Raw genomic sequence first — 22,761 nt, 5'->3', positions numbered from 1 at the left:
CGAGGTGGTTCAGGCTGCGGGTGGACAACGGAATCGCGGCAGGGTAAGACAGCACAGCGAGGCTCCCGGTTGGGGCATCTGATCTTGGTCGATTGCTGTCTTACCGGGAGCCTCGTCCTACCTGGACTGCCGACCCAGCAGTTCCGGCAGTTCGGCCGGGTCGTCGGCGATGTAGCCGGTGACGCCGTCGGCGATCACGCGCCCTCTGCGGTGCACGGCACCGCTAGGTACACAACCAGCGGCATCCGCCGCGGACATTCGCGCAATGATCGCCACAGCCCTAGGCGAACCAGCGCCGCACCGGCTATCCATCGACTCCGGTCATGCACACATCGACCAAGCGGGCCGCGCGTACCTGACCGACAAAGCAATGCAGCCACCGATCACCGCATACCGATACGGCTAGTTAAATCAGAAGGGGAGTCATCGTGCGCCCCTTGAGCCTCGACCCGAGCCGCACACGCCGGCTGCGCCCCACACCGGCGCTCGTGGCCAGCCGATCGCCAGACACCCGTTCCGCACCCGCTGCTGTCTCGTTGTCTCCGTCAAGCGGTGCCGGGCTGCTCCGCGCAGGAGGCGCGCGCACAGAGCAGCCCGACTCGCCACGGGCACGCCGACGCCAACAGCGGCCGTGGAGCCGCTCTGGGCGTCCCGCTCATGCCCGTTGGTTCTTCTGTAGCCGCTGAAGCCGGCCCTGTACGCAGAAACAGCCATCCCAACTTCTGAGATCGCATGTTGATGACTTCAATAGATGTATAACTAGGTGCGAATCGGACTGCCATGATGGATGTCTGCGCGCCTCTGGTCTCTTCTTATTGGTTCGCTTTGATGATGGCGAGGCCCCGGCCGCCGGTGTCATCACAGCGGCGGCGCGGCATCTGCATCGATCCGTCAGCGACGGCCAAGACGATGTGAGCGTCGCCAGCCTGCATCTGCAGCTGCAGGCACCCGCCGCCATGACGTACAGCGTTGGCGCCTAACTCGCTGAACACCAGCTCTGCGTCATATAGCCAGTCGGGGTCGTCCAGCCCCCAGCTCAGCAGCATCGAATGAACGGCGCGGCGAGCCCCGAAAGGTGCTTCAACGCCCGAGGGAACGTCCGAATACCCGCTCAACTCACTCATCGCACCGCCCCTTCCCCATTCAGTGCCGGGCGCGCACGCGGACAACCGAGAGACCCCCGGGACGACGACCGCAATCGCAGCCACGCAGTCGCACGTGTGATATCTCCAGAAGTGCTACTAACGGCGAGCGGGCATGATCAGCAGCAAACGAGGACGGGAGGCCCAGTGCACATCGCACCTCACGAGGTCAACGACGGTGTCGTACGCCTGGCGGTCGCCGGGAGATCGATCTGGCCACCGCTGAAGACCCGTACGAAGCGATCATGGCGGCCGTCATGGAAAGACACGCCGCCGAGTTGGTTGTCGACCTAGCCGGCGTGTCGCTGTGTGACTCGGTCGGCATCGGTGCAATCGTGCGGCCCCGTAACACCGCCGCCCGGCAAGGGACCACTGTGCAGGTGATCAACCCGCAAGGATTGGTGTGCACCGAGCGCTGGAGATCACCGGCGTGCTCGAAGTGCTCTCCGGACAGGCGTAACCGGCGCCCACCCGTGCCGGCGGTGGCGTCATCACAGTCAGTGCCAGGACGCCCGAGGCCAACGACCCGGCTACGGTCCCGCGACTGCCGATCGTGCAGGCTCCGCGCTTTCCACCCCGGGAGCGTCTTGGGTCGACCGGGGATCGGGTCATGCAGCGTGTTCATGCCGGTGGCTGGCGGTTGATGCGACTGCCTGAGCTTGGTGGCGAGGGTATCAGCCACCGGCTGTGTCATGACGGCGTCTGGATCGGTGACTACGCCAACCCCGAACTCGCAGCCCGGCTGGTGTCCACGGCCTGTCGATCGACGAGTTCACCGCTGCTGAACCGGACCGGTGCGTCGTGGTTGATCCGCGCCCCGGTGCCGCGTGCGGGCATGTCGCCGAGCCGGAGGACAGCCAAGCGCACCCCGCCGACGTGCCGGCAGTGCCGGCGCCATTTTGGCCGCCCCCTCAGAGACAGCACAGCCTTGAGCGCCCGGGGAAACCGGCGGGCCGATCCGCGCCTCATGGGACGGTGTACCAGCTCCGGCTAGGGAACCCCCGGGGCCTTGTCATGTGTGTCCGTAGAAGCACCGCCTTGACCACGGCGGACGCGGGTCAGTGTCCAGCACCTCGATGGCCTCAGCGACGGCCTTGACTCCCCCGCCGGACGTAGCAAACATTCCCCGTCCAAGGCTGTGCGGCCAAGATCGGTCGTTGATGCGGCGCTGAGCCGGCGTTCCTCTGTCCGTAGCGGATCGGCCAATCGAATCGATCCGGTCGGCCAGTATTTTGTGCGACACCTGAGCCGTCCTGTGACGCGAGGTGATGCCCGTAGCTTGCGGCGCACCACAGCGCTGAGGCTCGGTTTCCCACGGCTATGACCGAACCTGCCGGTGGTGGCGACCGGCAGGGCGCGCCGCGCCGGGCCCGTCAGCGGGCGGTCAGGCAGATACGAAGCGGCCTTGCCTGTCGAGCAGGTGGAGGACCAGCCGTACCGGCTCGCCGGCCGCTACCAGCCGCAGCCTGCCGGGTGCGGCGTCGTCGGCGACCTCCAACGCGCGCAGGGCCGCGCAGTCGAAGAATGTCACCTCGGCCAGGTCGAGGTGGATTTCGCGGTAGCCGCCGGCGGCGGCCGTAGCCAGGGCGTCGTCCAGCAGCGGTACGCTGAACATGTCGATCTCGCCCGCGGCGCGGATGCGCACCACGCCGGCCGTCTCGTTTGCGTCGGCTACCTTCGTGACCCGCAGCAGTCTCGCATTCATCGATGCATCACCTCGCGTTGTCGACGCTACGGTGCCGCCCGCACGCGGGCATCGGTCAGCTGGATACAGTCTCCGGCGATCGGGGGACCCTGCCCGGGTGGGGCCCGAGCCGGTGCGGTCAGGCCGGCGGTTTGACGGGTAGCCGGATGACGAAGGTGGTGCCCGGTCTATGTGGTTGGCGCAGGCGATGGTGCCGTGGTGGCGGACCGACATACTCCAGCAGACATTCGCCCGCGCTGGCTGTAGTAGGCGTTGATCTGCCGGGCGCGCTTGGCGGCGAAGATCATCAGCGCGTTCTTGGACTGGCTTCTGTCGAGTAGTTCGTCGATGGGCGGATGGTGATCGCTTCCGGTTCGAACGCGGTTGCCATCATCTTCTTCCCTTCTGACACCCGTTCCTGCCTCGCTGGCACACGGCCGGACGTACACCCGTCCGCTGCCCCGTGTGCCTTGGGCGGCGAGCGTCTGCATGCTCTGCGCCGCTCGGCTGCCGGTCGGGGCCGGGCCGCGCACGCGCCTGCTACTGCTGCTGTTCGGCTTGGAACTCCCAAAGCTGTTTTTCCAGGTCGGCGGTTACCGCGATGAGCAGGTCTTGGGTGACGGGGTCGGCGTTGGCCACGGCGGTGATGCGTTCCCGCAGCCCGGCGATGAGCTTGGTGTAGGCGTCGATGAAGTGTTCGAGGACCAGTTCGTCGCGTTCCCAGCCGGGCGCCCATTGCGGGATGGTGCTGCGGGCGGCGACGGCTGCGGCGCGTCCGTCGGGTGCGACGCCGATGGTGGCGGCGCGCTCGGCCACGGTGTCGGCGTGCCGGCGGGTCGTGTCGACTACTTCGTCGAGCTGCTGGTGCAGGGTTCGGAAGCGGGGGCCGGTGACCGTCCAGTGAGCCTGCTTGGTGACCAGGGACAGGTCGATGAGGTCGACCAGGGTGTGCTGAAGTGCCTGCCCGGCGACCTGCTGGGCGTCCGGGTCGAGAACCGATTCGATGTGTGCCATCGGTCATCCTCCGTGGGCTGTTGGTGGTGATGGTCAGGGTGGCGGGCGGTGTGCGCGGCGGTCGCGCGACCCATCGGCGGTGTCGACGGGTCGCGAGGAACGTCCCTGTGTCACCGGGTAGGCGTCGCCTCGATCGCCGCGGGATGTCCCTGGGTCGCGCACCGACGTTCCCTCCAGGCTGGCTGTGGATCTATCCCTGGGTGCGCGCCATAGAGGCTGGGGCCACCGGTGGTGCGGCGCTGCTGCCCGCACCACCGGTGCCTGGCTCGCGACCTGGCCGACAGAGCGGCGGGCCCATTGGTTGGTCACCGGTCGTGGGCCCGTTCGCCATCACCGCCCTTCACACTTCCTCGGCTTGCCGTTATGTGACTGGTCAGACGACTTGCGAGGCTGGCTCCGGTGCCCGCCAGGCGACCGTCAGGCCGGCGTCGTCGGTGTGGTCGACCACCACGGTGGACCCGTCGGTGACGTCGCCGCTGAGCAGGGCGCGGCCGATCCGGGTCTCGACCTCGCGCTGCAGGTAGCGGCGCAGCGGCCGGGCGCCGTAGACGGGGTCGAAGCCTTCGGCGGCGACGTGCCGTCGGGCCGCTTCGGTGAGCTCGAGCGTGAGCTGCCGGTCCGCGAGCCGGTTGCGCAGATCCTGTACGAGCAGGTCCACGACCCGTTCGATCTCCGGCAGGGTGAGCGGTTTGAACAGCACGATGTCATCGACGCGGTTGAGGAACTCGGGGCGGAAGTGGGCGCGCAGTTCGGTCATGACCGCGGTGCGCGCGTCGTCCTTGATCTCGCCGTCCGGGGTGACCCCGGCCAGCAAGTGCTGGGAGCCGATGTTGCTGGTCATCACCACGACGGTGTTGCGGAAGTCCACGGTGCGGCCCTGCGCGTCGGTCAGACGGCCGTCGTCCAGCAGCTGCAGCAGGGTGTTGAACACGTCCGGGTGCGCCTTCTCCACCTCGTCGAACAGCACCACGCTGTACGGCTTGCGCCGGACCGCCTCGGTGAGCTGGCCGCCCTCGTCGTAGCCGACGTAGCCCGGCGGAGCGCCGACCAGCCGGGAGACGGTGTGCCGCTCCTGGTACTCGCTCATGTCGAGGCGGACCATGTTGTCCTCGGTGTCGAACAGCGCCGCCGCCAGGGTCTTGGCGAGCTCGGTCTTGCCGACACCGGTGGGCCCGAGGAACAGGAACGAGCCGATCGGCCGGCGCGGGTCCTTCACCCCGGAGCGGGCCCGGATCACCGCATCAGCCACGAGTTGGACGGCCTCGTCCTGGCCGACGACGCGCTCGTGCAGGATCTCGTCCAACCGGAGCAGCTTCTGCCGCTCACCCTCCACGAGGCGGGAGACCGGGATGCCGGTCCAGCGGGCGACGATCCCGGCGATCTCGTCGTCGGTGACGACCTCCCGCAGCAACCTGCGCTCGCCCTGCTTGGCGGCGAGGCGTTCCTCCTCCGCCTGCAGCCGCCGCTCCAGCTCCGGCAGCTTGCCGTGACGCAGCTCCGCGGCCGTGTTCAGGTCATAGTTCCGCTCGGCGGCCTCCGCCTCCACGCGGACCTGTTCGATCTCCTCCCGCAGCTCCTGCACGCGGCGGATGGCCTGGCGTTCGGCCTGCCACTGCGCGCGCATCGCGTCGACCTCGCCCCGCAGGTCCGCGAGCTCCTTGCGCAGCTGGTCCAGCCGCGCCTTCGACGCCGGGTCGTCCTCCTTGGCCAGGGCTGCTTCCTCGATCTCCAGGCGCATCAGCCGGCGGCTCGCGGCGTCCAGCTCGGCGGGCTGGGAGTCAATCTCGGTGCGCAGCATCGCGCAGGCCTCGTCGACCAGATCGATCGCCTTGTCGGGCAGGAACCGGTCGGAGATGTAGCGGTGCGACAACGTCACCGCCGACACCAGCGCGGAGTCCTGGATGCGGACGCCGTGGAACACCTCGAGGCGCTCGCGCAGCCCCCGCAGGATTGAGATTGCGTCCTCCACCGACGGTTCGTCGACGACCACGGGCTGGAACCGGCGTTCCAGCGCGGCGTCCTTCTCGATGTGCTTGCGGTACTCGTCCAGCGTGGTCGCGCCGATCATGTGCAGCTCACCGCGGGCCAGCATCGGCTTGAGCATGTTCCCGGCGTCCATCGCTCCCTCGGAGCCCCCGCCCGCGCCGACCACGGTGTGCAGCTCGTCGACGAACAGCAGGATCCGTCCCTCGGCAGCCTTCACCTCGGACAACACGGCCTTGAGGCGCTCCTCGAACTCACCGCGGTACTTCGCCCCCGCGACCAGCGAGCCCATGTCGAGGGAGAAGACGGTCTTGTCGCGCAGGCCCTCCGGGACGTCGCCGTTGGCCACGCGCTGCGCGAGGCCCTCGACGATGGCGGTCTTACCGACGCCGGGGTCACCGATCAGGACCGGGTTGTTCTTGGTCTTGCGGGACAGGATCTGCACGACCCGGCGGATCTCGTCGTCGCGGCCGATCACCGGGTCCAGCTTGCCGGCGCGGGCGTCGGCGACCAGATCGCGTCCGTACTTGTCCAGCGCCTCGTAGGCGACCTCGGGGTTGGCGGAGGTGACCCGCTGGTTGCCGCGGATCCCGGTCAACGCGCCCAGCAGCCGGTCGCGGGTCAGGCCCTGGTCCTTCAGCGCCCGCCCCGCGGCGCTGGACGAGCCTTCCTCGACCAGCGCGAGCAGCAGGTGCTCGACGGAGACGTACTCGTCCTTGAGCCGCTTGGCTTCCCGGTCTGCCGCGTCGAGCAGCCGCGACAGCCGTTGGGTGACGAACACTTGGCCGGGCTGCGCGCCCGGCCCGGACACGCGCGGGCGGCGGCCGAGCTCGCCTTCGACGCTGTTGCGCAGCTGGTCGGGGTCGGCGCCGGCCTGGGCCAGCAGCCGCGGCGCGAGGCCGTCGGGTTGGTCGAGCAGGGCGAGCAGCAGGTGCTCGCCGTCGACCTCGACGTGGCCGAAGCGCAGCGCCTTGGTCTGCGCGTCGTGCAGCGCTTCCTGGGACTTCTGGGTCAGACGGTTGGGGTCCATGACGTTGTCACCTCCGGTGGGCACCGTCGCGGGTGCGAAGTTGGTGTTCGAGCTGGTCGATGCGGGTCAGTAGATCCAGGACCACGCCGAGGGCGGTGTAGTTGAGGCCGAGCCCGGCGCGTAGCCGCACGATCGCGGCGGCGCGGGGCAGCTGGCCGGCGGGCAGCCACACGTGCCCGGTGGGGTCGGTGGCGGCCTCGAGCAGGCCAAGGTTGATTAGGCGCACGACCATGTGGGTGTCCATACCTGCCGCGGCGGCGAACTGCGGTAACGGCCATGCGCCGTCGGCGCGCGAGACGTGGACGATGGCGTAGCTCATCAGGGCCTCCCGGTGCGCGTGCCGCGCGGGTCGAAGCTGGACACCTCGGCCAGGCGCTGCCACAGGTCGCGTTCGGCGTCGGTGAGCCGGTCCGGGACCATGACTTTGACCTCGGCGTACAGGTCACCGGCGCCGCCGCGCGGGTTGGGCATGCCGCGGCCACGGAGCCGCAGCCGACGGCCGGTGGACGACCCGGCGGGCACTTTGACGTCGACCCGCCCGCCCGGGGTGTCGACCGGCACGCTCGCACCGAGGGCCGCCTCCCACGGCGTCACCGGCAGGTCCACGGTGATGTCACGGCCGCTCACCCGGTACCGCGGATGCGGCGCCAGCCGCACCCGCAGGTACAGGTCGCCGCGCGGGCCGCCGCCGAGCCCGGCGGAGCCTTGCCCGGCCAGGCGGATGCGCTGCCCGTCGCTGACCCCTGCCGGGATGTTGACCTCGTAGCTACGGGCGCCGCCCGGCGTGTGCAGGGTGATGGTGCGCCGGCCGCCTGTGAACGCATCTTCCACGGACAGCTCGATCTCGGCTTCGGTGTCCGCGCCCGGGGCGGACACCCGGCCGCCGAACCCGCCCCGGCCGCCGAACAGGCCACCGAGCAGATCGTCGATGTCGACGCCCCCCAGGTCGGCGTCGTCGAACCCTGCGCCGTCGGTGTTGACGTAGACCCGCCGGCCGCCGAAGCCCGGCCCGCCACCGGAACGGAAACCCGGACCACCGCCGTTGAAGGGTCCTCTGCCGGGCATCGGGCCGTCGTAGTCCTCAGGCACCTGCCGCCAGTGCTCACCGAACTTGTCGTAGCGGGCACGTTTCTTTGGATCCGACAGGACCTCGTACGCCTCGTTGATCCGTTTGAAGGTGTCCTCAGCGCCGGGATCCTTGTTGATGTCGGGATGGTAGGTGCGGGCCAATTTGCGGTAGGCGCGCTGGATCTCGTCCTGGCTCGCACCTCGGTCGACGCCGAGGACCTGGTAGTAGTCGCCTGTCGTCGTGGCCACCGTCGTGTGCTCCTAGTCGTTGTTGCGGGCCACCGCCACCACTGCGGGGCGCAGCAGCGTGCCGTTCGCGTCGGTGTAGCCGGGGCGCAGCACCGCTGCGACCGTGCCGGGCTCGACGCCGCCTGCGGCGGGCACCGCCTGCGCGGCTTCGTGGCGGGCCGGATCGAAACGTTCTCCCACATCGCCGATGCGCTGGTAGCCGAGCCCGCTCAGCACACCCAGAGCCTGGGCGTGCACGGCTGTCACTCCGGCCAGAATCGCTGCCGGGTCCGCTTCGGCGTGCTGCAGGGCCAGCTCCAAGTTGTCCAGGACCGGCAGGAACGCCGCCGCGGTCCGCGCCCGCTCCGCGCGGGCCTGCTCGGCCAGCTGCCGCTCGTACCGCTTGCGCTGGTTGTCGATCTCGGCGACGGCGCGTCGCCACCGGTCCTCCAGCTCCGCCGCCGACGGGCCGGACTCGGCGTCAGGCGGGGCCGGCGCCGCAGCGCCGGCCTGCCCTTCCTCCGTCGTGGCCGGCCCCTCGGCGGGGCTGGTGTCGTGCTGCGGTGTGGTGTCCGAAGGGGTGCTCATCGTTGCCTCACCTCATCGGCAGATGTCAGTTGGTCGGGGTGTAGTCGGCGTCGATCACGTCGTCACCGCCAGGGGCGGCACCACCGCCGCTGCCAGCAGTGCCGCCGGTCGGGCCGTACCCGCCGGCCGGGGCGCCACCGCTGCCGGTGGCGGCGAGGCCGTGCAGCATCTGCTGCAGGTCAGCCGTCAGGCTGCGGACCCGCTCCAGCGGCGCCTCGTCCTTGATCGCCTGCCGGGCGTCGGCGACGAGCATCTCGGCGCGGGCCTTGTCGTGCACGGCGACGGAGTCGCCGAGCTCAGTCAGGCGCCGTTCCACCTGGTAGGCGGCCGAGTCGAGGGTGTTGCGCGCGTCGACGGCCTCACGCAGCCGGGCGTCCTCCGCCCGATGGCGTTCGGCGTCAGCCACCATCCGCTGCACCTCGGACTCATCCAGCGTGCCGCTGCCGGAAATGGTGATCTTCTGCTCCGCGCCAGAAGCCTGGTCCTTGGCCGAGACGTTGAGGATGCCGTTGGCGTCGATGTCGAAGGTGACCTCGATCTGCGGCACACCGCGCGGCGCCGGCGGGATGTTCTCCAGCCGCAGCCGGCCCAGCACCCGGTTGTCGGCCGCCTTCTCCCGCTCACCCTGCAGCACCACCACGTCGACGGCCGGCTGGTTGTCCTCGGCGGTGGTGAAGGTTTCGCTGCGCCGGGTCGGGACGGTGGTGTTGCGCTCGATGAGCTTCGTCATCAGCCCGCCCAGGGTCTCCACGCCCAGCGACAGCGGGGTCACATCCAGCAGCAGGACGTCCTTGACGTCGCCCTGCAGGACGGCGGCCTGCACCGCGGCGCCGAGCGCGACGACCTCGTCGGGGTTGACCGACATGTTCGGCTCCTTGCCGCCGGTCAGCCGCTTGACCAGCTGCTGCACCGCCGGGATCCGCGTGGACCCGCCGACCAGGATCACCTCGTCCAGGTCGTTCTCGCTGACCTGCGCGTCGGCCAGAGCCTGCCGCACTGGACCCAGGCAGCGTTCCACCAGGTCGGCGGTCAGCTGCTCGAACATCGCCCGGGTCACCGTGGTCACCAGGTGCTTCGGTCCGGACGCGTCGGCGGTGATGAACGGCAGGTTGATGCTGGTCTGCGCCACCGACGACAGCTCCACCTTGGCCTTCTCGGCCGCCTCGTAGAGCCGCTGCAACGCCTGCGCGTCGCGGCGCAGGTCGATGCCGTTGTCGCGCTGGAACCCCTCGGCCAAATGGTCGACCAGGCGGCGGTCGAAGTCATCACCACCCAGGTGCGTGTCGCCGGCGGTGGAGCGCACCTCGACCACGCCGTCGCCGACGTCGAGGATGCTGACGTCGAACGTGCCACCGCCGAGGTCGAACACCAGCACCGTCTCGTGGCCCTTCTTGTCCAGCCCGTACGCCAAAGCGGCCGCGGTCGGCTCGTTGATGATCCGCAGCACGTTGAGCCCGGCGATCCGCCCCGCGGCCTTGGTGGCCTGCCGCTGCGCGTCGTTGAAGTACGCCGGCACGGTGATCACCGCGTCCGTGACCTTCTCCCCGAGGTGCTTGGCCGCGTCGTCGGCCAGCTTGCGCAACACCTGCGCGCTGATCTCCTCCGGCGCGTACTGCTTACCCCGCACACTGAACCGCACCGCGCCCTCGGGGCCGGACGTGACCTCGTAGGACACCTGGTCGGCCTCAGTCTTCACTTCGTCGAAGCGGCGGCCGATGAACCGCTTCGCCGACGAGATCGTGCCCTTCGGGTTCAGCACCGCCTGCCGTCGGGCCAGCTGACCGACCAGCCGCTCACCATTGTCGGTGAACGCCACCACTGACGGCGTCGTGCGACTTCCTTCCGCGTTGGCGATCACCTGGGGCTGGCCGCCCTCGTAGACGGCGACCACCGAGTTCGTGGTGCCCAAGTCGATACCTACGGCGCGTCCCATGATCAATCCTCCTCACAACCCCGGCCCTTTCGGTAAGGGCGCGGCTAGCCGCTGCGCTGCGAGTCGAACGTCGCAGCGACCGATCCTTGGCAAATTCCTGTCCATGTCGTCGTCGGGCGTGCCGACGACCCATATGCGTTCAGCCCCGCCTGCGGCGCACACGTCCCCTGGAGTCAGGACGCGAGCGCCTACTCTACCCAGCGGCGCAACGCCGGGGCGGGCGCGGCGCCGGACTGGCGGGCCTTGACCTGTCCACCGGCGACCACCATCAGCGTCGGCACGGCCTGCACGGCGAAGCGCTGCGACAGCCGCGGCGCCGTGTCCACGTTGACCTTGACCAGCTTGACCCGCCCGGCCAGGTCACGGGCCACCTGCTCCAGCGCAGGCCCGACCATCCGGCACGGCCCGCACCACGGCGCCCACAGATCCACGATCACCGGCAACGGTGACCGTTCCACCACCTCGGTGAAGGTGTCGTCGCCCGCGTCGGCGATCCACGGCAGCGCCGCGCGGCACCGGCCGCACACCGGCGTGCCCGACGCCGCCGGCTGTACCCGATTGCGCTGGCCACAATTGGGGCAGGCCGCGACGTCAGCCATCCGCTCTCGTCCTTTCGCGCTGCGCCACCCGGTGCAACCGCGGCTGCGGCGGCACCGGGACGGCGATGTCCTTACCGGCTGGTGATCTCGATGCGGCGCGGCTTGGCCGCCTCACTCTTGGGCACCCGAACGGTCAGCACCCCGTCGGACACCTCGGCGGTGATCGCGTCGGCGTCCACGTCCGCCGGCATGCTCAGCCGGTACTCGAACCGGCCGATCCGGCGGGTGCGGCTGCGCAGCAGCCCGGTGCGCTCCTTCCGCTTGATCTCGCCGGTGATGGCCAGGTCGTGACCGGTGGCCTCGACGCTGATGTCGTCACGCTTCACACCCGGCACGTCCACCTCGACCAGGTACGCGTCGTCGGTCTCGGTGACATCGGCCAGCGGCGTCCACCCGCCGGCGCCCTCACCGGCGGCCACCGAGGACAACACCCCGGTCATCAACTGGTCCACCCGCGCACGCAGCTCGTCCAACTCCCGCCACGGATCCCACCGGCCCACCGCGCTCGACGAGCGAGAAACCGGAACCATCGACGTCGCCATGACTCAAGCACCTCCAAAGATCAAGATCTCACCAGGTCTTCGGCGCTCGGCCGGTGACCCGCACACCTGAAAAGACGCCTGTGCCGCCGCCCACATTCCCAAGTTGAGCGACATCGACTCAACCTTTTTTCGGGATGCTCAACGAGCGTCGCGCCGGCCGGCGCCCGGAGGAGCCCGGCCGGCTGCTCGGTCTCGCCGCACAGCCACGCACACACCGCAGCGTGGCCTTCCCGCGCGTCGGCCTCGCAGCGCCAACCCCAGCCAAGCAACGCGTGACCATCGGAGGTCACGGTGCGGGAGATGAGTTCGTCGGGGCCGGCTACGCCGAGCCAGAAGGTGTGCACCTGCACCGGCCCGCCCTGCGAGACGGCATGGTCGAGCGCGACCAGGGTGTAGTCGGGACGCTCGGACAGCCGCTGCCACACCGCCGTGGACACCACCCGGCCGCGGCGGTCGACGAACCCAGGCCGGCCGTCAGCGTGCCCCTGCCTGGCCTCACCGTTGCGGACCGCGTCGAACATGCTGACAGTCATGAGCAAGACCCCCGCCTCGTCGTCACACGATGCGGCTGCCTACCCGCGCTCGGGTAGGCTAACCAAGCTTTCGCGCCCAGTGCGCCGCCCTGCGGACGGCGGTCAGCGTTGCGGGATGATCCACTGTTCGCCGGGTGCCGGGTAGCAGACCTTGGCGCCGGAGGCGAACCCGTCGCCGAAGGCCCGGGTCCGTTCGAATCCGGTGCCGTGCGCGGCCGGGTCCGTCCACGGCGTGCCGGGGATGTCGCGGGCGATGAACACCGCCAGGGTCGCCTCGTCCAGGTCACCGGCGTTGATCAGATCCCGTTCCGCCACCCAGGCCGCCCAGGCCCCGGCGAAGCAGTCGGCCTGCAGCTCCCGCAGCACCCCGAGCTGTTCCTGCTTCGGCAGGCGGGCCTGCATGGCGTGCCCGAACTCGTGAGCCAGCACGAACGCGGCGGCGAAGTCCCCACCACCGACGTAGTACGGGATCATCAGCCCGGACTCGTCCCAGGCGATGAAGTCCCCCACGGGGCAGTAGAACGCGTTGTTCGCCGGCGCGGGCTCCGGCCCGCACGCCGGGCCCCCGCCCTGGTCCGAGCGGTAATAGGTATAGCCCTTGGGGCTGCTGTAGGCGGCGCCGAGCGTCGGCAGCGTCTGGGACCAGTACTGCTCCAGCAACCCGAGCACCGCCGAGATGGTCCGCTCATAGGCGGCGTAGTCGAACGAGGTGCGCGCGTCGGTGCCGATCGACGGTTGCGGGTCAGCCGGCCGCGGAGCGTCGCCGGAGGTGTCGTCGCGGCGGTCTTTGGCCTGCTCGATCGCCTCCCGAACGATGTCGGTGATACTGCGCTGCCCGCCACCGTCGCCGCCCGAGCAGCCCGCCACCGCCAGTACGAGCAGCAGAACCGTACCCATGATCGCCCGCAGGCCCGCCCGTCGCTGCCGATGTCCGCCCTCCACGACTGCCGCACTACCCCACCGGCGTGCGCTCTACACTCCGCCACCGCGCTCCTGATGATCAGGCCGGGCCGTTCACGCGGGCCGTGATGCCCGCATCCGGACGATTACAACCCAGCCGGAACGGGAACACGGTCGCGGCCAGACATCGATGTGAAGGAGCCACCGTCATGGTGCAGCCGCACTACGACCGCCCACCCGTCACCACCCCACCCACGCCGGCCGGATTCACCGGCGGGCAGGTCGTCGTCGCCTCCTACGCCAGCTACGCCGAGGCCGAACGCGCCGTGGACTACCTCTCCGACCAGAAATTCCCGGTCGGGCGCACCGCCATCGTCGGCCGTGGCCTGTCCAGCTTCGAACAGGTCACCGGCCGGCTGACCATCTGGCGCTCCGCCGCCCAAGGCGCCGTCTCCGGCGCCATCCTCGGCGCGCTGTTCGGGTGGCTGTTCGGCCTCTTCGACTGGGTCAACCCGCTGATCTCCAGCCTGCTACTCGCCCTTTACGGCGCCATCTTCGGCGCCGTCGTCGGTGCGCTGCTCGGCATGCTCGGACACGCCCTGACCGGCGGCCGCCGCGACTTCAGCTCCATCGCCGGCATGCGCGCCGACAGCTACGACGTGCTCGTCGACGCCGAGGTCGCCGCCCAAGCCGTCCAGCTGCTCGACACGCCGACCGCGCCCGGCCGAGGCCGCGCCGGCGGCCAACTGCAGTAGACGCTCAAGGCTGCGGTAGACCCTCAAGAGAAGCGGTGCCGGACCGCGAAGTTCCGCGGTGCGGCACCGTTTTGCCTGATCAGCTTTCCTTGACCTCGCCGGTGATCTCCTTGCCCCCGGCGCCGCTGCTGCCGACGGAGATCCTGCGCGGCTTGGCCTGCTCCGCGACCGGGATCCGCAACGTCAGCACACCGGCGTCGTAGTTCGCGGTCAGCGTGCCGGCGTCCAGGGTGTCGCCGAGGAACAGCTGCCGGGTGAACACCCCAACCGGGCGCTCACTAATGGCAAGCTCGGCGCCCTCGCCGGCCGAGCGCCGCTTCTCCGCCCGCACGCTGAGCACGTTGCGTTCCACCGTCAGGTCGATACCGTCGGGGTCCACGCCCGGCAGGTCGAACTGGACCACGAACTCCTGGCCCTCACGCCACGCGTCCATCGGCATCATCGCCGGCCGCGCCGCCGTGCCCGCCACCTGCTGCATCAGACGGTCGAGTTGCTGGAACGGATCGGTACGCATCAACATCGCCATGACCTCCACACTCGCTGTCGGTACCAGCCCGCGTACCCGCCTCATCGGCGGCCATGCGCACAATTGCGACCGATCCCAGCCGCGAACACCGACCGGGTCGAGACACCGCGCCAACTCGGGATCAGAGCCATCCGTTACGGCGGAACAGCCGGTACAACAGCAGGCAGGACGAGACGATGACAGCAAGGACGACGTAGTAGCCGTACTGCGTGCGCAGCTCCGGCATGTTCTCGAAGTTCATACCGTAGATCCCGGCGACCGCGGTCGGCACCAGCCCGATCGCCGCCCACGCCGAGATCTTGCGCATGTCCTCGTTCTGCCGGGCGGCGACCTCATTCTGCCGCAGCGCGATCTCGTTCTGCCGCACACTGATCCGGGACAGGTCAGCCTGCAGCACATCGGACAGCAGCCGGTCAGCGGCCTCCACCGCATCGGCCGCCCGCTGCACATGGTCGTGCACGTCGCGGAAGTACGGGGTCAGCTGTCGCGGTACTTGCGGCACGGCACCGGCGGCGAGCCGCTGCAGTGGCGAGATCAGCGGCGCGACCGCCCGGCGCAGTTCGGCCATGTACTGCTTGAGCTGATAGACGCATTCGGCGTGATCGCCGTCGTCGCGGCCGAAGACCCGCTGCTCCACCTCGTCGATCTCCATCCCCAAGGCTTGCAGCACGGTCTGGTACTCGTCGACGACCAGATCCACCAGCCGGTGCAGCACCCCAGCCGGGCCGAAATCGGCCAGCGCCGCCCCATTCTGGTCGAGTTCCCGGCGGACCAGCTCGACCGCGCCGCTGTCCCCGTGCTGCACCGTCACCACATATCCCGCCCCGACGAACACGGAAATCTCGCTGGACTCTAGGTCCTTGCCGTCGCCGAGATAGCGCACCGGCTTGATCACGGCGAACACCTGCTCGTCGTAGGTCTCCAGCTTCGGCCGCTGATGCGCCTGCACCGCATCCTCAACAGCGAGCTCCGGAAGCCGCAGCTGCCCGCCGACCGCGGCCATCTGCCCGGCCCCCGGCTCGTGCAGACTGACCCACACGAACCCCTCGTCGGCCGACACCGCGGAGCCCAGCTGTGACAGCGCCACCGTGCCGGCACGCCGCCGCCCATGCTCATACACAGAGCAATCGACCACCCCAGAGACCCCAGCCGCATCATCCGGCCGCACCGGCAGCAACGGCGCATGCTGCGGGTCATCCACGCCGGCCGACCGTGCCGCATCCGTCATGGCACCCACCCCTTCGTCGATCGTCGCCGTGACCGCGAGTCCTTCATGCCCACTCATCTACCCGTCAGTACGAGACGACCACATGACCCCGGGACAGACCGCCGGTCCGCAGCGTCGGCATGCTGCCGCCCCGCTCCCGCTGGCTGAACACGGTAAAGCATGCTCGCGCGTGGCCGGGGCGTCCGCCTAGGTTCTGTCCCGCGGATCATGCGTGGCGATCATGGATGACGGTCGTTTGTTCGGGTGTGGCGCGTGGGGATCTGAGCGGCGAGGAGACCTGAGGGCTGGTCCTGTCTGCCGGGGATGTTGGTCATGGTCGAGATCCTGCTCGGGCTGTCACGGGGCGGCGAGTAGCTTGGCGCGTTCGGCGGTGACGTCGAAGTCGGGTTCGGGGTACTGCGGGTCGATGTCGGCGAAGGTGTGGCGCAGCAGGGTGGCGACGGCCCAGTTGCGGTACCACTTGCGGTCGGCGGGCACGACGTACCACGGTGCGGCGCTGCTGCTGCATCGGGTGAGCGCGTCCTGGTAGGCCTGCTGGTAGTCGTCCCAGCGGGCGCGTTCGGCCAGGTCTCCGGGGTTGTACTTCCAGTGTTTGGTCGGGTCGTCCAGGCGGGCGAGCAGTCGCTTCTTCTGCTCGTCCTTGGAGATGTGCAGCATGACCTTGACCATGGTCAGCCCGTCGGCGGCCTCCTCGGACTCGAACTGGTTGATCAGGTCGTAGCGCTGCGACCACACGTCCTTGTCGACGAGGTCGTGCACGCGCACGATGAGCACGTCCTCGTAGTGCGAGCGGTTGAAGATGCCCACGTAGCCGGGTGCGGGCAGCGCTCGGTGGATGCGCCACAGGAAGTCGTGGCGGCGTTCCTCCTCGGTCGGCGGGCCGAAGCTGACCGCTTTCATCCCGGCGGGGCTCATGCCTTGGGTGACGTTGCGGACGGTGCCGTCCTTGCCACCGCAGTCCATGGCCTGCAGCACCAGCAGCACCCGCTTGGTGGTGGCTCCTGCCTTGGCGGCGGCGAACAGCTTCTCCTGATAGTCCGCCAGCTGCTGTGAGATGGCGGCCACTTCGGTTCTCGACCACCGTTTGGGGTCGCCGCCCCCGGCAGAGGTGTCGGGCAGGCCGGGGGTGCTCCGTGGGTCGATATCGGCCAGCGCAGACTCGGGTCGCACCCTCAACAGTTCTCGCACGTCAGGCATAGTCAACTCCATGGCGGTCAGACGTTGAACCCGTCATTACCCCGATGAGCAGACGGGAGTGTTCGCAGTGGGTGCCGTGCGCAACGGCTCGATTAAACGCGTCGCATCCGCGGTCGGTGAAGGTAGGGATGGCGCTCCGTCTGGTACACGAGTACCTGGCGCGTACCGGGCACCCGAGCGGGTCAGCGACGTCGCCCAGGGTGCGCTGAGGGAGCGGCCCGCGGGCCCGGCGGTCGCCGGGGACGCTTATGAAGTCTTGAGGTCGGCCTCCGGGCGTGCACCAGGCACGCGACTCGTCACGACGCGGGCATGCACGACGCACGGCCGGAAACGATGTCGACGCGGCGCGGGCGTGGCGGACGGTTATCGGTGGGTCGGCCGGTGCGCCGCCATCTCTTCGAGCCGGGCGATGCGTTCGGGCATGGGCGGGTGGGTGGAGAACAGTGCCGCCAGTCCTTCGCCGCGCAGCGGGTTGGCGATCATGAGGTGCGCGGTGCTGGTGAGTTGGCTGTCTGCGGGAAGGGGCAGCATCTGTGTTCCGGCGTGGATCTTGCGCAGAGCGCTGGCCAGGGCGAGGGGGTCGTCGGTGAGGGTGGCACCGTCGGCGTCGGCGGCGAATTCACGGCTGCGGCTGATCGCCAGCTGGATCAGTGTGGCCGAGAGGGGGCCGAGGATGAGCATGAGCAGTGCGGCCAGCATGCCGTGGCCGTTGTCCTCGCCGTCGTCGGACGGGGCGGTGACCGGCAGGAACCAGGCCAGATCGGCGAGCATCGTCAGGATCCCGGCCAGGGCCGCGGCGACGCTGGAGATCAAGATGTCGCGGTTGTAGACGTGGGCCAGTTCGTGACCGAGCACCGCCCGTAGCTCGCGCGGGGTCAGCAGCTGCGTGATGCCGTGGGTGACGCAGACCGCGGCGCGGCGCGGGTTGCGGCCGGTGGCGAACGCATTCGGTTGCCCGGTGAAGCTGATGTACAGCCTGGGCATCGGCTGGCCGGCTCGTGCGGCGAGTTCGGCGACCATCTCGTACAGCTGCGGCGCCTCCGCCTGGCTCAGCGGCTGCGCCCGCATCGCCCGCAAGGCGATCTTGTCGGAGTAGAAGTAGGCGCCGGCGTTCATGGCCAGCGACACCACTGCGGCGATGACCAGGCCGGTGCTGCCGCCCAGCCACCGCCCGACCAATAGGATCATGGCGGTCAGCAGGCCGAGTAGGGCTGCGGTCTTCACGCCGTTGGCGAAGCGGCGCATAACTCACCCCTTCGTAAAGCTGCTCAGCCCCCGGCCGACCGGAGACGGTGTCGGAGCACAGGTCTTCGTCCGGTTCAATTCTTCACCGTGCGTTGGTCGCATGCGTACTGATCACACGATCCAGGCGCCTCCGTGCGGCGGCGGCACACCGAGGATCACCGGCCTCAGCACGCGACGACGTCCGACGACGAAGGTACCGCTACTCGCTCGCTTGGCGGCGACGTCGGCTCGACGGTCACGCAGGTTGAGCGTCACGCGAGACGTCGTCGGGCACATCCGCCCATCGGTACACCCCTCCAAGCTGTTACGCCGGTGTCGGCAGCGGCAGGCTTTTCCTCGCCGCTGCCGACACCCCACGCGGGCACGTGCCCACGGGCAGGGCGTTCGACGGCTCCGCCGCGGCGCACCCCAACCCCATGCCGGAGGCGCGGCTACCAGCCCGGGCGTCCTTGACCCGTCGCCCTACGCGGTAGGTCAGCCAGGTTCACTGTCCGGCTGCGGCCGGTGAACCGACGGGGTGGTTCCGCTGCAACTGCTCGATGAGCTCGCGTTCGGAGTCGCGGCTCAGGTTGGTCTGGATGACGGTCGGGTTGTACGGGCGGATGGCCTCGATCACCCGGTCCACGGTGGCGTTGCGGGCGAGGAAGAAGACCGCTGCCTTGCCGGGCTGCAGCGTCTGGCCGACTTCCTTGATGAGGTCGTCGCGGATGCCGATGTCGGTCAGCGCCCCGGTCACCGCTCCGGTGCTCGCGCCGACGCCCGCGCCGACGATGGCGCCCGCTAACGGATTCAGGAAGAGCAGCCCGATGAGGGTGCCCCAGAGCGCGCCGCTGGTCGCGCCGTAGCCGGCTCCGGCAGCGGTCACGTTCACCGACTGGTGCAGCTTGACCTTGCCGTCCGGGGTGCGCTCGACCCAGGCTGCGTCGGCCAGCTCCAGCAGTTCCTGCCGGCTCAGTTCACCGGCCAGGTCGAACACCTTCTCCGCGGTTTCCCGGGCTGTCCACCCCGAACACCAGCAACTGCGCCATCTGTCGTACCTCCCTGTGAAAAGTCCTCGGTTGGCAACGGCGTGCGGTCAGCTGGCTACCCGCACTCATCGATGCGAAACGCCGGTATCGGTCTTCGACGGGACCGGGCCGGCCAGGGCCGTCGTCAGGACAGGCAGCTGATGGCGACGGCCGGGCGCCATCAAGGTCCGGCACTTCATGTCCGCGGCGGGCGTCGCTTGTGCCTCGCAGCGGATCGGTTGACCAGCCGTCATCGGGGTACACGGCAAGCGTGGACGTACATGAGACGCCGCTGCCCGGACTGGGTAGCCGCTTCGATGTCTGCTTGGACGGCGGCCGTCAGCTGGGTGTGGTGATGCACCGTGACGGTGTGGCCGAGCTGGTGCTCTACCACGCCGAGGATCCCGACACCGTGTGTGACAGCGTGACGCTGCAGCCTGACGAGCGGGTGGTCGTCGGTGAGCTGTTGGCGCTGCCACCGGAGGAGATCCGGTCCGGGGCACGAACCCATCAGCGGAGGTGGCGGTTGATGGAGGACCGGCCATAGACGCCGCCGTGCACCTCGCCGCTGCTGGCGCCGGTGGCACGGCGCAGCTGTTGCTCGATCTCGGGGCGGTGGTTCTTCGGTCTCGGCGTGCTCGGATGGGCGGCGCACCGGCTGCAGCTGTCACCGGTCCCGCTGTATCTGCTGGCCGGGCTGGCGTTCGGACCGCACGGCGTGGTGTCGGTGCTCGACGGCGAGCAGGGTCGGCAGTTCGTGGCCATGGGCGCCGAACTGGGCGCTGTGCTGCTGCTGCTTGCCCTGGGCCTGGAGTACGGCGCGGACGAACTCGTCGCCGGGCTGCGCCATCACGCGCCCGCCGGGCTGGTCGATGTGCTGCTCAACGCTCTGCCAGGTGCCGCGCTGGCCTTGCTGCTGGGATGGGGACCGGTTGCCGCGGTGGCACTGGCCGGGATCACCTACGTGTCGTCGTCCGGGATCGTGGCGAAGATGCTGTCCGACCTGGGGCACATGGGCAACCGGGAGACCCCGGCGATCATATCGGTGCTGGTCTTCGAGGACGTCATGATGGCCGGCTACCTTCCCGCGCTCACCGCGCTGCTGTCCGGGCTGGGCGTGCTCGCGGCGACCGCGAGCCTGGCCGCCGCGTTGGCGGCGGTGGTGGTGGTGTTCGCCGTGGCGATACGGCTGCCCGGTGCCGTCGCCCGGCTGGTGTTCGCCCCTAACGACGAGGTGCTGTTGCTGCGCGTGCTTGGCCTGGCCCTGTTGGTGGGCGGCCTCGCTACCCAGCTCAACGTTTCGGCCACCGTCGGGGCCTTCTTGGTCGGGGTCAGCCTGTCCGGACCGGTCGCGCACCAGGCAAGCGACCTGCTGCGGCCGCTGCGCGACCTGTTCGCCGCGGTCTTCTTCGTCTTCTTCGGCCTGCAGACCGACCCTCGAGTGATCCCCACGGTGCTCCAGCTGGCCGTAGCGTTGGCGCTGGTCACAGCAGCCACCAAGATCGCCACCGGCTGGTGGGCCGCTGGGCACGCCGGTATTGGCCGTACCGGCCGGCTGCGCGCCGGCGTGGCCCTGATCCCCCGCGGCGAGTTCTCCATCGTGATCGCCGGCCTGGTCACCACCGCCGCAGCTTCCGGAGCGGTGGCATTGGACGCCCGGTTCGCTCCGCTGGCGGCAACCTACGTGCTGATCCTCGCCGTCGCCGGACCCCTCGCCGCCCGCATCCTCCACACCTGGCAGGGCCCACGCGAGGCACGACGCACACAATCAACGGCCGGATGACGCTCCACTGCGGCGGTCGTGTGTGGTCAGTACCGTGGTGAGGCCTGCGCCAGGTTACGAGGTGGGCTGAGCGAGGGCTACGGGAAGTCGTGAGCCGGCGTGCAGGTCGGCAGGCGGTGGTGCGGCGGTCGGCAGGGCGAGGATGAAGGTGGCGCCGCGCGGCTGGTTGGGCTGGTAGTCGATGCTCAGGGCGTTGGCCTGGGCGAGTTGGCGCACGAAGTACAGGCCGAGGCCGGTGCCAGGCTTGACGGTGGCTACGCCGGTGTCGGCGCGGGCGAAGCGGTCGAACAGCCGGGGTATGAATTCGGCCGGGACGCCTTCGCCGTGGTCGCTGATGCGGATGTGTACACGGTCGGCGCCGCCTCGCACGGTCACGTCGACCGGGGGTCTGCCGTACTTGACGGCGTTGCCGAGCAGGTTGCCCAGCATCAGTTGCAGGTGGGCGGGGCGGCGAACCCGGTTGCCTCGTCGGGTGCGGAGACCGTGATCGGGTAGTCGCCCTCGTGGTTGAGGGCCACTACGGCTTGGCGCACTGCCTGGGACACGTCCACGCGCACCGGGCGGGCGGTGACCGCGCCGGCGTCGAGTTGGGCAAGGGTGAGGATTCCGGTGACGATGGCGTCGGCGCGATGCCCGGAGGCGTTGATGCGCTGCACGTAGCGGTGTTTGACGTCGTCGTCGGTGCTGGCCCAGTCGTCGAGCAGCATCTCGGAGGCGGAAACCATGCCGGTCAGTGGCTGTCGCACGTCGTGCGAGAGCATGGCGAGGAAGTCGACCATCTGCGTGTTGGCCTGCTGCAACCGCTCCGCCCGGTCGGCCAGTTCCGCTTCGTTGGCCTGCCGGGCGCGCTCCAGCGCGCGGCGTTCGGTGACGTCGATGATCTGCGTGGCGAAGTGCTGCGCCTCACCGTGCTCATCGCGCAGCAGCGCGGTGGTCACCGACGCCTCCACGTCACGGCCCTCGGCATGCCGGTACCGCTTGTCCATGTCGAAGCCGTCGATGCGCCCGGCAAGGCAGTCGCGCAGCCCCGTGACACCGACCGCGGTGTCGTCGGGGTGACTGATATCGGCGAATGCCGGCCGACCAGCTGCCCTTCGGGGTAGCCGAGCATCTGACACATCGCCGGATTGACGCGCAGGAACCGGCCGCTCGGGTCGGTCAAGGCCATGCCAATGCGGGAGTGGTCAAAGACCTTACGGAAACGCTGTTCGCTGAGCTGCAACTCGCGCCGATTGGCTCGCGCTCGGCTAACCTCGGCCCTTCAGTAAGGGCGGCCCGGTGGCGGTGGCCGGGAACGTGAAGTGCCTTCTGATCTGGAACGATGGGACTTGTCTAGGGTCCTGTTCGTCCGTTTCGGAAGGCACTTCCAGGGTGCAGAGTACCGGCACGCGTCCGAAGGTTGTGGTCACCGGTGGGGCTCGGGGTGTGGTCGGGCATGCCGGCACTCGTCTGCTCGCGGATCTGGCTGACAGGACCGGGTTGACCAGCGGTTTCGTTCAGGCGTTGGGGCTGGAGCGGGTGCGCCGGTCGGCGCATGAACCGGGCCGGGTCGCGGTCGATCTGGCCGTGTTGCTGGCCGATGGCGGTGAGGCCATCAGCGATCTGGCGGTGTTGCGGCAGCAGCCGGGCTTGTTCGGGCCGGTGGCCTCGGACGCCACCGCGTGGCGGGTCCTCGATGGCTTCATCATGTTCGTGGATCCCACGTCCTGCATCGTCGCAGCAACACCGCCATAAGGCGGGCAGAACGAGGGTCGAATCACGCTTGACCGGCGGGGC

Annotated in this window: 23 protein-coding genes and 3 pseudogenes; 5 read left to right on the top strand and 21 right to left on the bottom strand. The window is 69.4% G+C overall.

All coding sequences use genetic code 11. The annotated features are described in order from the left end of the window. Positions 1-812: 812 nt before the first annotated feature. Positions 813-1,124 carry an ATP-binding protein gene (locus ABD52_RS25840; RefSeq protein ID WP_152748325.1) on the bottom strand — a complete coding sequence of 104 codons (312 nt, stop codon included), beginning with the start codon at positions 1,122-1,124 and terminating at the stop codon, positions 813-815. 224 nt (positions 1,125-1,348) lie between these two features. On the opposite strand from ABD52_RS25840, the gene ABD52_RS41735 reads away from it, so the two are divergent. Beyond that, entirely contained in the window at positions 1,349-1,786 is a 438-nt protein-coding gene (locus ABD52_RS41735; RefSeq protein ID WP_368665018.1) for an STAS domain-containing protein, read from the top strand. Between the two features lie 740 nt (positions 1,787-2,526). Here the strand turns inward: ABD52_RS41735 and ABD52_RS39860 are convergent. The 12 genes and pseudogenes from ABD52_RS39860 to ABD52_RS37625 all read right to left on the bottom strand — a co-directional run bounded on the left by ABD52_RS39860 (position 2,527) and on the right by ABD52_RS37625 (position 13,286). Next, a complete protein-coding gene (locus tag ABD52_RS39860) occupies positions 2,527-2,847 on the bottom strand; it encodes an STAS domain-containing protein (RefSeq protein WP_013289124.1) in 321 nt (106 codons plus the stop codon). Positions 2,848-3,049: 202 nt separating this feature from the next. Beyond that, a pseudogene (gene rpoZ, locus ABD52_RS38535) lies at positions 3,050-3,220 on the bottom strand (DNA-directed RNA polymerase subunit omega); the annotation flags it as partial. Positions 3,221-3,366: 146 nt separating this feature from the next. Then, a complete protein-coding gene (locus ABD52_RS25830) occupies positions 3,367-3,840 on the bottom strand; it encodes a Dps family protein (RefSeq protein WP_047893517.1) in 474 nt (157 codons plus the stop codon). Positions 3,841-4,213: 373 nt separating this feature from the next. Beyond that, on the bottom strand, positions 4,214-6,853 hold the full coding sequence (clpB, locus tag ABD52_RS25825; protein ID WP_013289126.1) for an ATP-dependent chaperone ClpB: 2,640 nt from the start codon (positions 6,851-6,853) through the stop codon (positions 4,214-4,216). A 7-nt stretch (positions 6,854-6,860) separates the two neighbouring features. Next, a complete protein-coding gene (locus ABD52_RS25820) occupies positions 6,861-7,172 on the bottom strand; it encodes a chaperone modulator CbpM (protein WP_013289127.1) in 312 nt (103 codons plus the stop codon). Continuing rightward, positions 7,172-8,170, bottom strand: a complete 999-nt coding sequence (locus tag ABD52_RS25815) for a DnaJ C-terminal domain-containing protein (protein ID WP_013289128.1) — start codon at positions 8,168-8,170, stop codon at positions 7,172-7,174. Before ABD52_RS25815 ends, ABD52_RS25820 begins: the two co-directional genes overlap by 1 nt. 12 nt (positions 8,171-8,182) lie before the next feature. Next, positions 8,183-8,737 (bottom strand): nucleotide exchange factor GrpE, encoded by a 555-nt coding sequence (locus ABD52_RS25810; RefSeq protein ID WP_013289129.1) that lies wholly within the window; start codon positions 8,735-8,737, stop codon positions 8,183-8,185. 25 nt (positions 8,738-8,762) lie between these two features. After that, entirely contained in the window at positions 8,763-10,670 is a 1,908-nt protein-coding gene (gene dnaK, locus ABD52_RS25805; RefSeq protein ID WP_013289130.1) for a molecular chaperone DnaK, read from the bottom strand. A 188-nt stretch (positions 10,671-10,858) separates the two neighbouring features. Continuing rightward, a complete protein-coding gene (trxA, locus tag ABD52_RS25800) occupies positions 10,859-11,269 on the bottom strand; it encodes a thioredoxin (protein WP_013289131.1) in 411 nt (136 codons plus the stop codon). A gap of 71 nt (positions 11,270-11,340) precedes the next feature. Further along, complete coding sequence (locus tag ABD52_RS25795; RefSeq protein WP_013289132.1) at positions 11,341-11,811, bottom strand: Hsp20/alpha crystallin family protein; 471 nt, start codon at positions 11,809-11,811, stop codon at positions 11,341-11,343. Positions 11,812-11,831: 20 nt separating this feature from the next. Further along, entirely contained in the window at positions 11,832-12,344 is a 513-nt protein-coding gene (locus tag ABD52_RS39855; protein WP_013289133.1) for a hypothetical protein, read from the bottom strand. A gap of 102 nt (positions 12,345-12,446) precedes the next feature. Continuing rightward, positions 12,447-13,286, bottom strand: coding sequence for a neutral zinc metallopeptidase (locus ABD52_RS37625; RefSeq protein WP_152748323.1), 840 nt, complete (start codon positions 13,284-13,286; stop codon positions 12,447-12,449). Positions 13,287-13,453: 167 nt separating this feature from the next. Here ABD52_RS37625 and ABD52_RS25780 point away from each other — a divergent pair, with 167 nt between their 5' ends. Beyond that, the gene (locus tag ABD52_RS25780) at positions 13,454-13,999 is read left to right on the top strand and encodes a general stress protein (protein WP_013289135.1); all 546 of its coding nucleotides are present in this window, start codon (positions 13,454-13,456) and stop codon (positions 13,997-13,999) included. A gap of 79 nt (positions 14,000-14,078) precedes the next feature. Here the strand turns inward: ABD52_RS25780 and ABD52_RS25775 are convergent, their stop codons facing one another. The 5 genes from ABD52_RS25775 to ABD52_RS25755 form a co-directional block, all read right to left on the bottom strand. Next, positions 14,079-14,519 (bottom strand): Hsp20/alpha crystallin family protein, encoded by a 441-nt coding sequence (locus tag ABD52_RS25775; RefSeq protein ID WP_013289136.1) that lies wholly within the window; start codon positions 14,517-14,519, stop codon positions 14,079-14,081. A gap of 127 nt (positions 14,520-14,646) precedes the next feature. Then, entirely contained in the window at positions 14,647-15,810 is a 1,164-nt protein-coding gene (locus tag ABD52_RS25770) for a magnesium and cobalt transport protein CorA (protein ID WP_152748322.1), read from the bottom strand. 279 nt (positions 15,811-16,089) lie between these two features. Further along, entirely contained in the window at positions 16,090-16,950 is an 861-nt protein-coding gene (locus ABD52_RS25765; protein WP_013289138.1) for a PPK2 family polyphosphate kinase, read from the bottom strand. A gap of 363 nt (positions 16,951-17,313) precedes the next feature. Continuing rightward, positions 17,314-18,195 carry a zinc metalloprotease HtpX gene (gene htpX, locus ABD52_RS25760; protein ID WP_013289139.1) on the bottom strand — a complete coding sequence of 294 codons (882 nt, stop codon included), beginning with the start codon at positions 18,193-18,195 and terminating at the stop codon, positions 17,314-17,316. A gap of 484 nt (positions 18,196-18,679) precedes the next feature. Beyond that, entirely contained in the window at positions 18,680-19,171 is a 492-nt protein-coding gene (locus ABD52_RS25755) for a DUF1269 domain-containing protein (RefSeq protein ID WP_013289140.1), read from the bottom strand. A gap of 386 nt (positions 19,172-19,557) precedes the next feature. On the opposite strand from ABD52_RS25755, the gene ABD52_RS37620 reads away from it, so the two are divergent. Together ABD52_RS37620 and ABD52_RS25745 are read left to right on the top strand one after the other, a co-directional pair. Further along, on the top strand, positions 19,558-19,749 hold the full coding sequence (locus ABD52_RS37620; RefSeq protein ID WP_157547427.1) for a hypothetical protein: 192 nt from the start codon (positions 19,558-19,560) through the stop codon (positions 19,747-19,749). Positions 19,750-19,796: 47 nt separating this feature from the next. Continuing rightward, positions 19,797-20,985: pseudogene (locus tag ABD52_RS25745) on the top strand (cation:proton antiporter). Positions 20,986-21,039: 54 nt separating this feature from the next. On the opposite strand, the gene ABD52_RS25740 reads toward ABD52_RS25745, so the two are convergent. Genes ABD52_RS25740 through ABD52_RS38530 form a run of 3 tightly spaced genes read right to left on the bottom strand, consistent with a single transcriptional unit; the run spans position 21,040 to position 22,207 of the window. After that, positions 21,040-21,414: a sensor histidine kinase KdpD gene (locus ABD52_RS25740; RefSeq protein WP_041799138.1), complete on the bottom strand. Its 375-nt coding sequence runs from the start codon at positions 21,412-21,414 to the stop codon at positions 21,040-21,042. Further along, positions 21,414-21,971, bottom strand: a complete 558-nt coding sequence (locus ABD52_RS41730) for a histidine kinase dimerization/phospho-acceptor domain-containing protein (protein WP_041799139.1) — start codon at positions 21,969-21,971, stop codon at positions 21,414-21,416. The genes ABD52_RS25740 and ABD52_RS41730 overlap by 1 nt, the downstream gene beginning before the upstream one ends. Then, entirely contained in the window at positions 21,920-22,207 is a 288-nt protein-coding gene (locus ABD52_RS38530; RefSeq protein ID WP_082171391.1) for a PAS domain S-box protein, read from the bottom strand. The genes ABD52_RS41730 and ABD52_RS38530 overlap by 52 nt, the downstream gene beginning before the upstream one ends. An 89-nt stretch (positions 22,208-22,296) precedes the next feature. Between ABD52_RS38530 and ABD52_RS25730 the strand changes: the two are divergent. Beyond that, positions 22,297-22,659: pseudogene (locus ABD52_RS25730) on the top strand (hypothetical protein); the annotation flags it as partial. Positions 22,660-22,761 lie beyond the last annotated feature (102 nt).

This window comes from Micromonospora sp. RV43 (assembly GCF_001029515.1).
Taxonomy (GTDB): Bacteria; Actinomycetota; Actinomycetes; order Mycobacteriales; family Micromonosporaceae; genus Micromonospora; species Micromonospora aurantiaca.
This window is presented reverse-complemented; position numbering and strand designations above follow the sequence as displayed.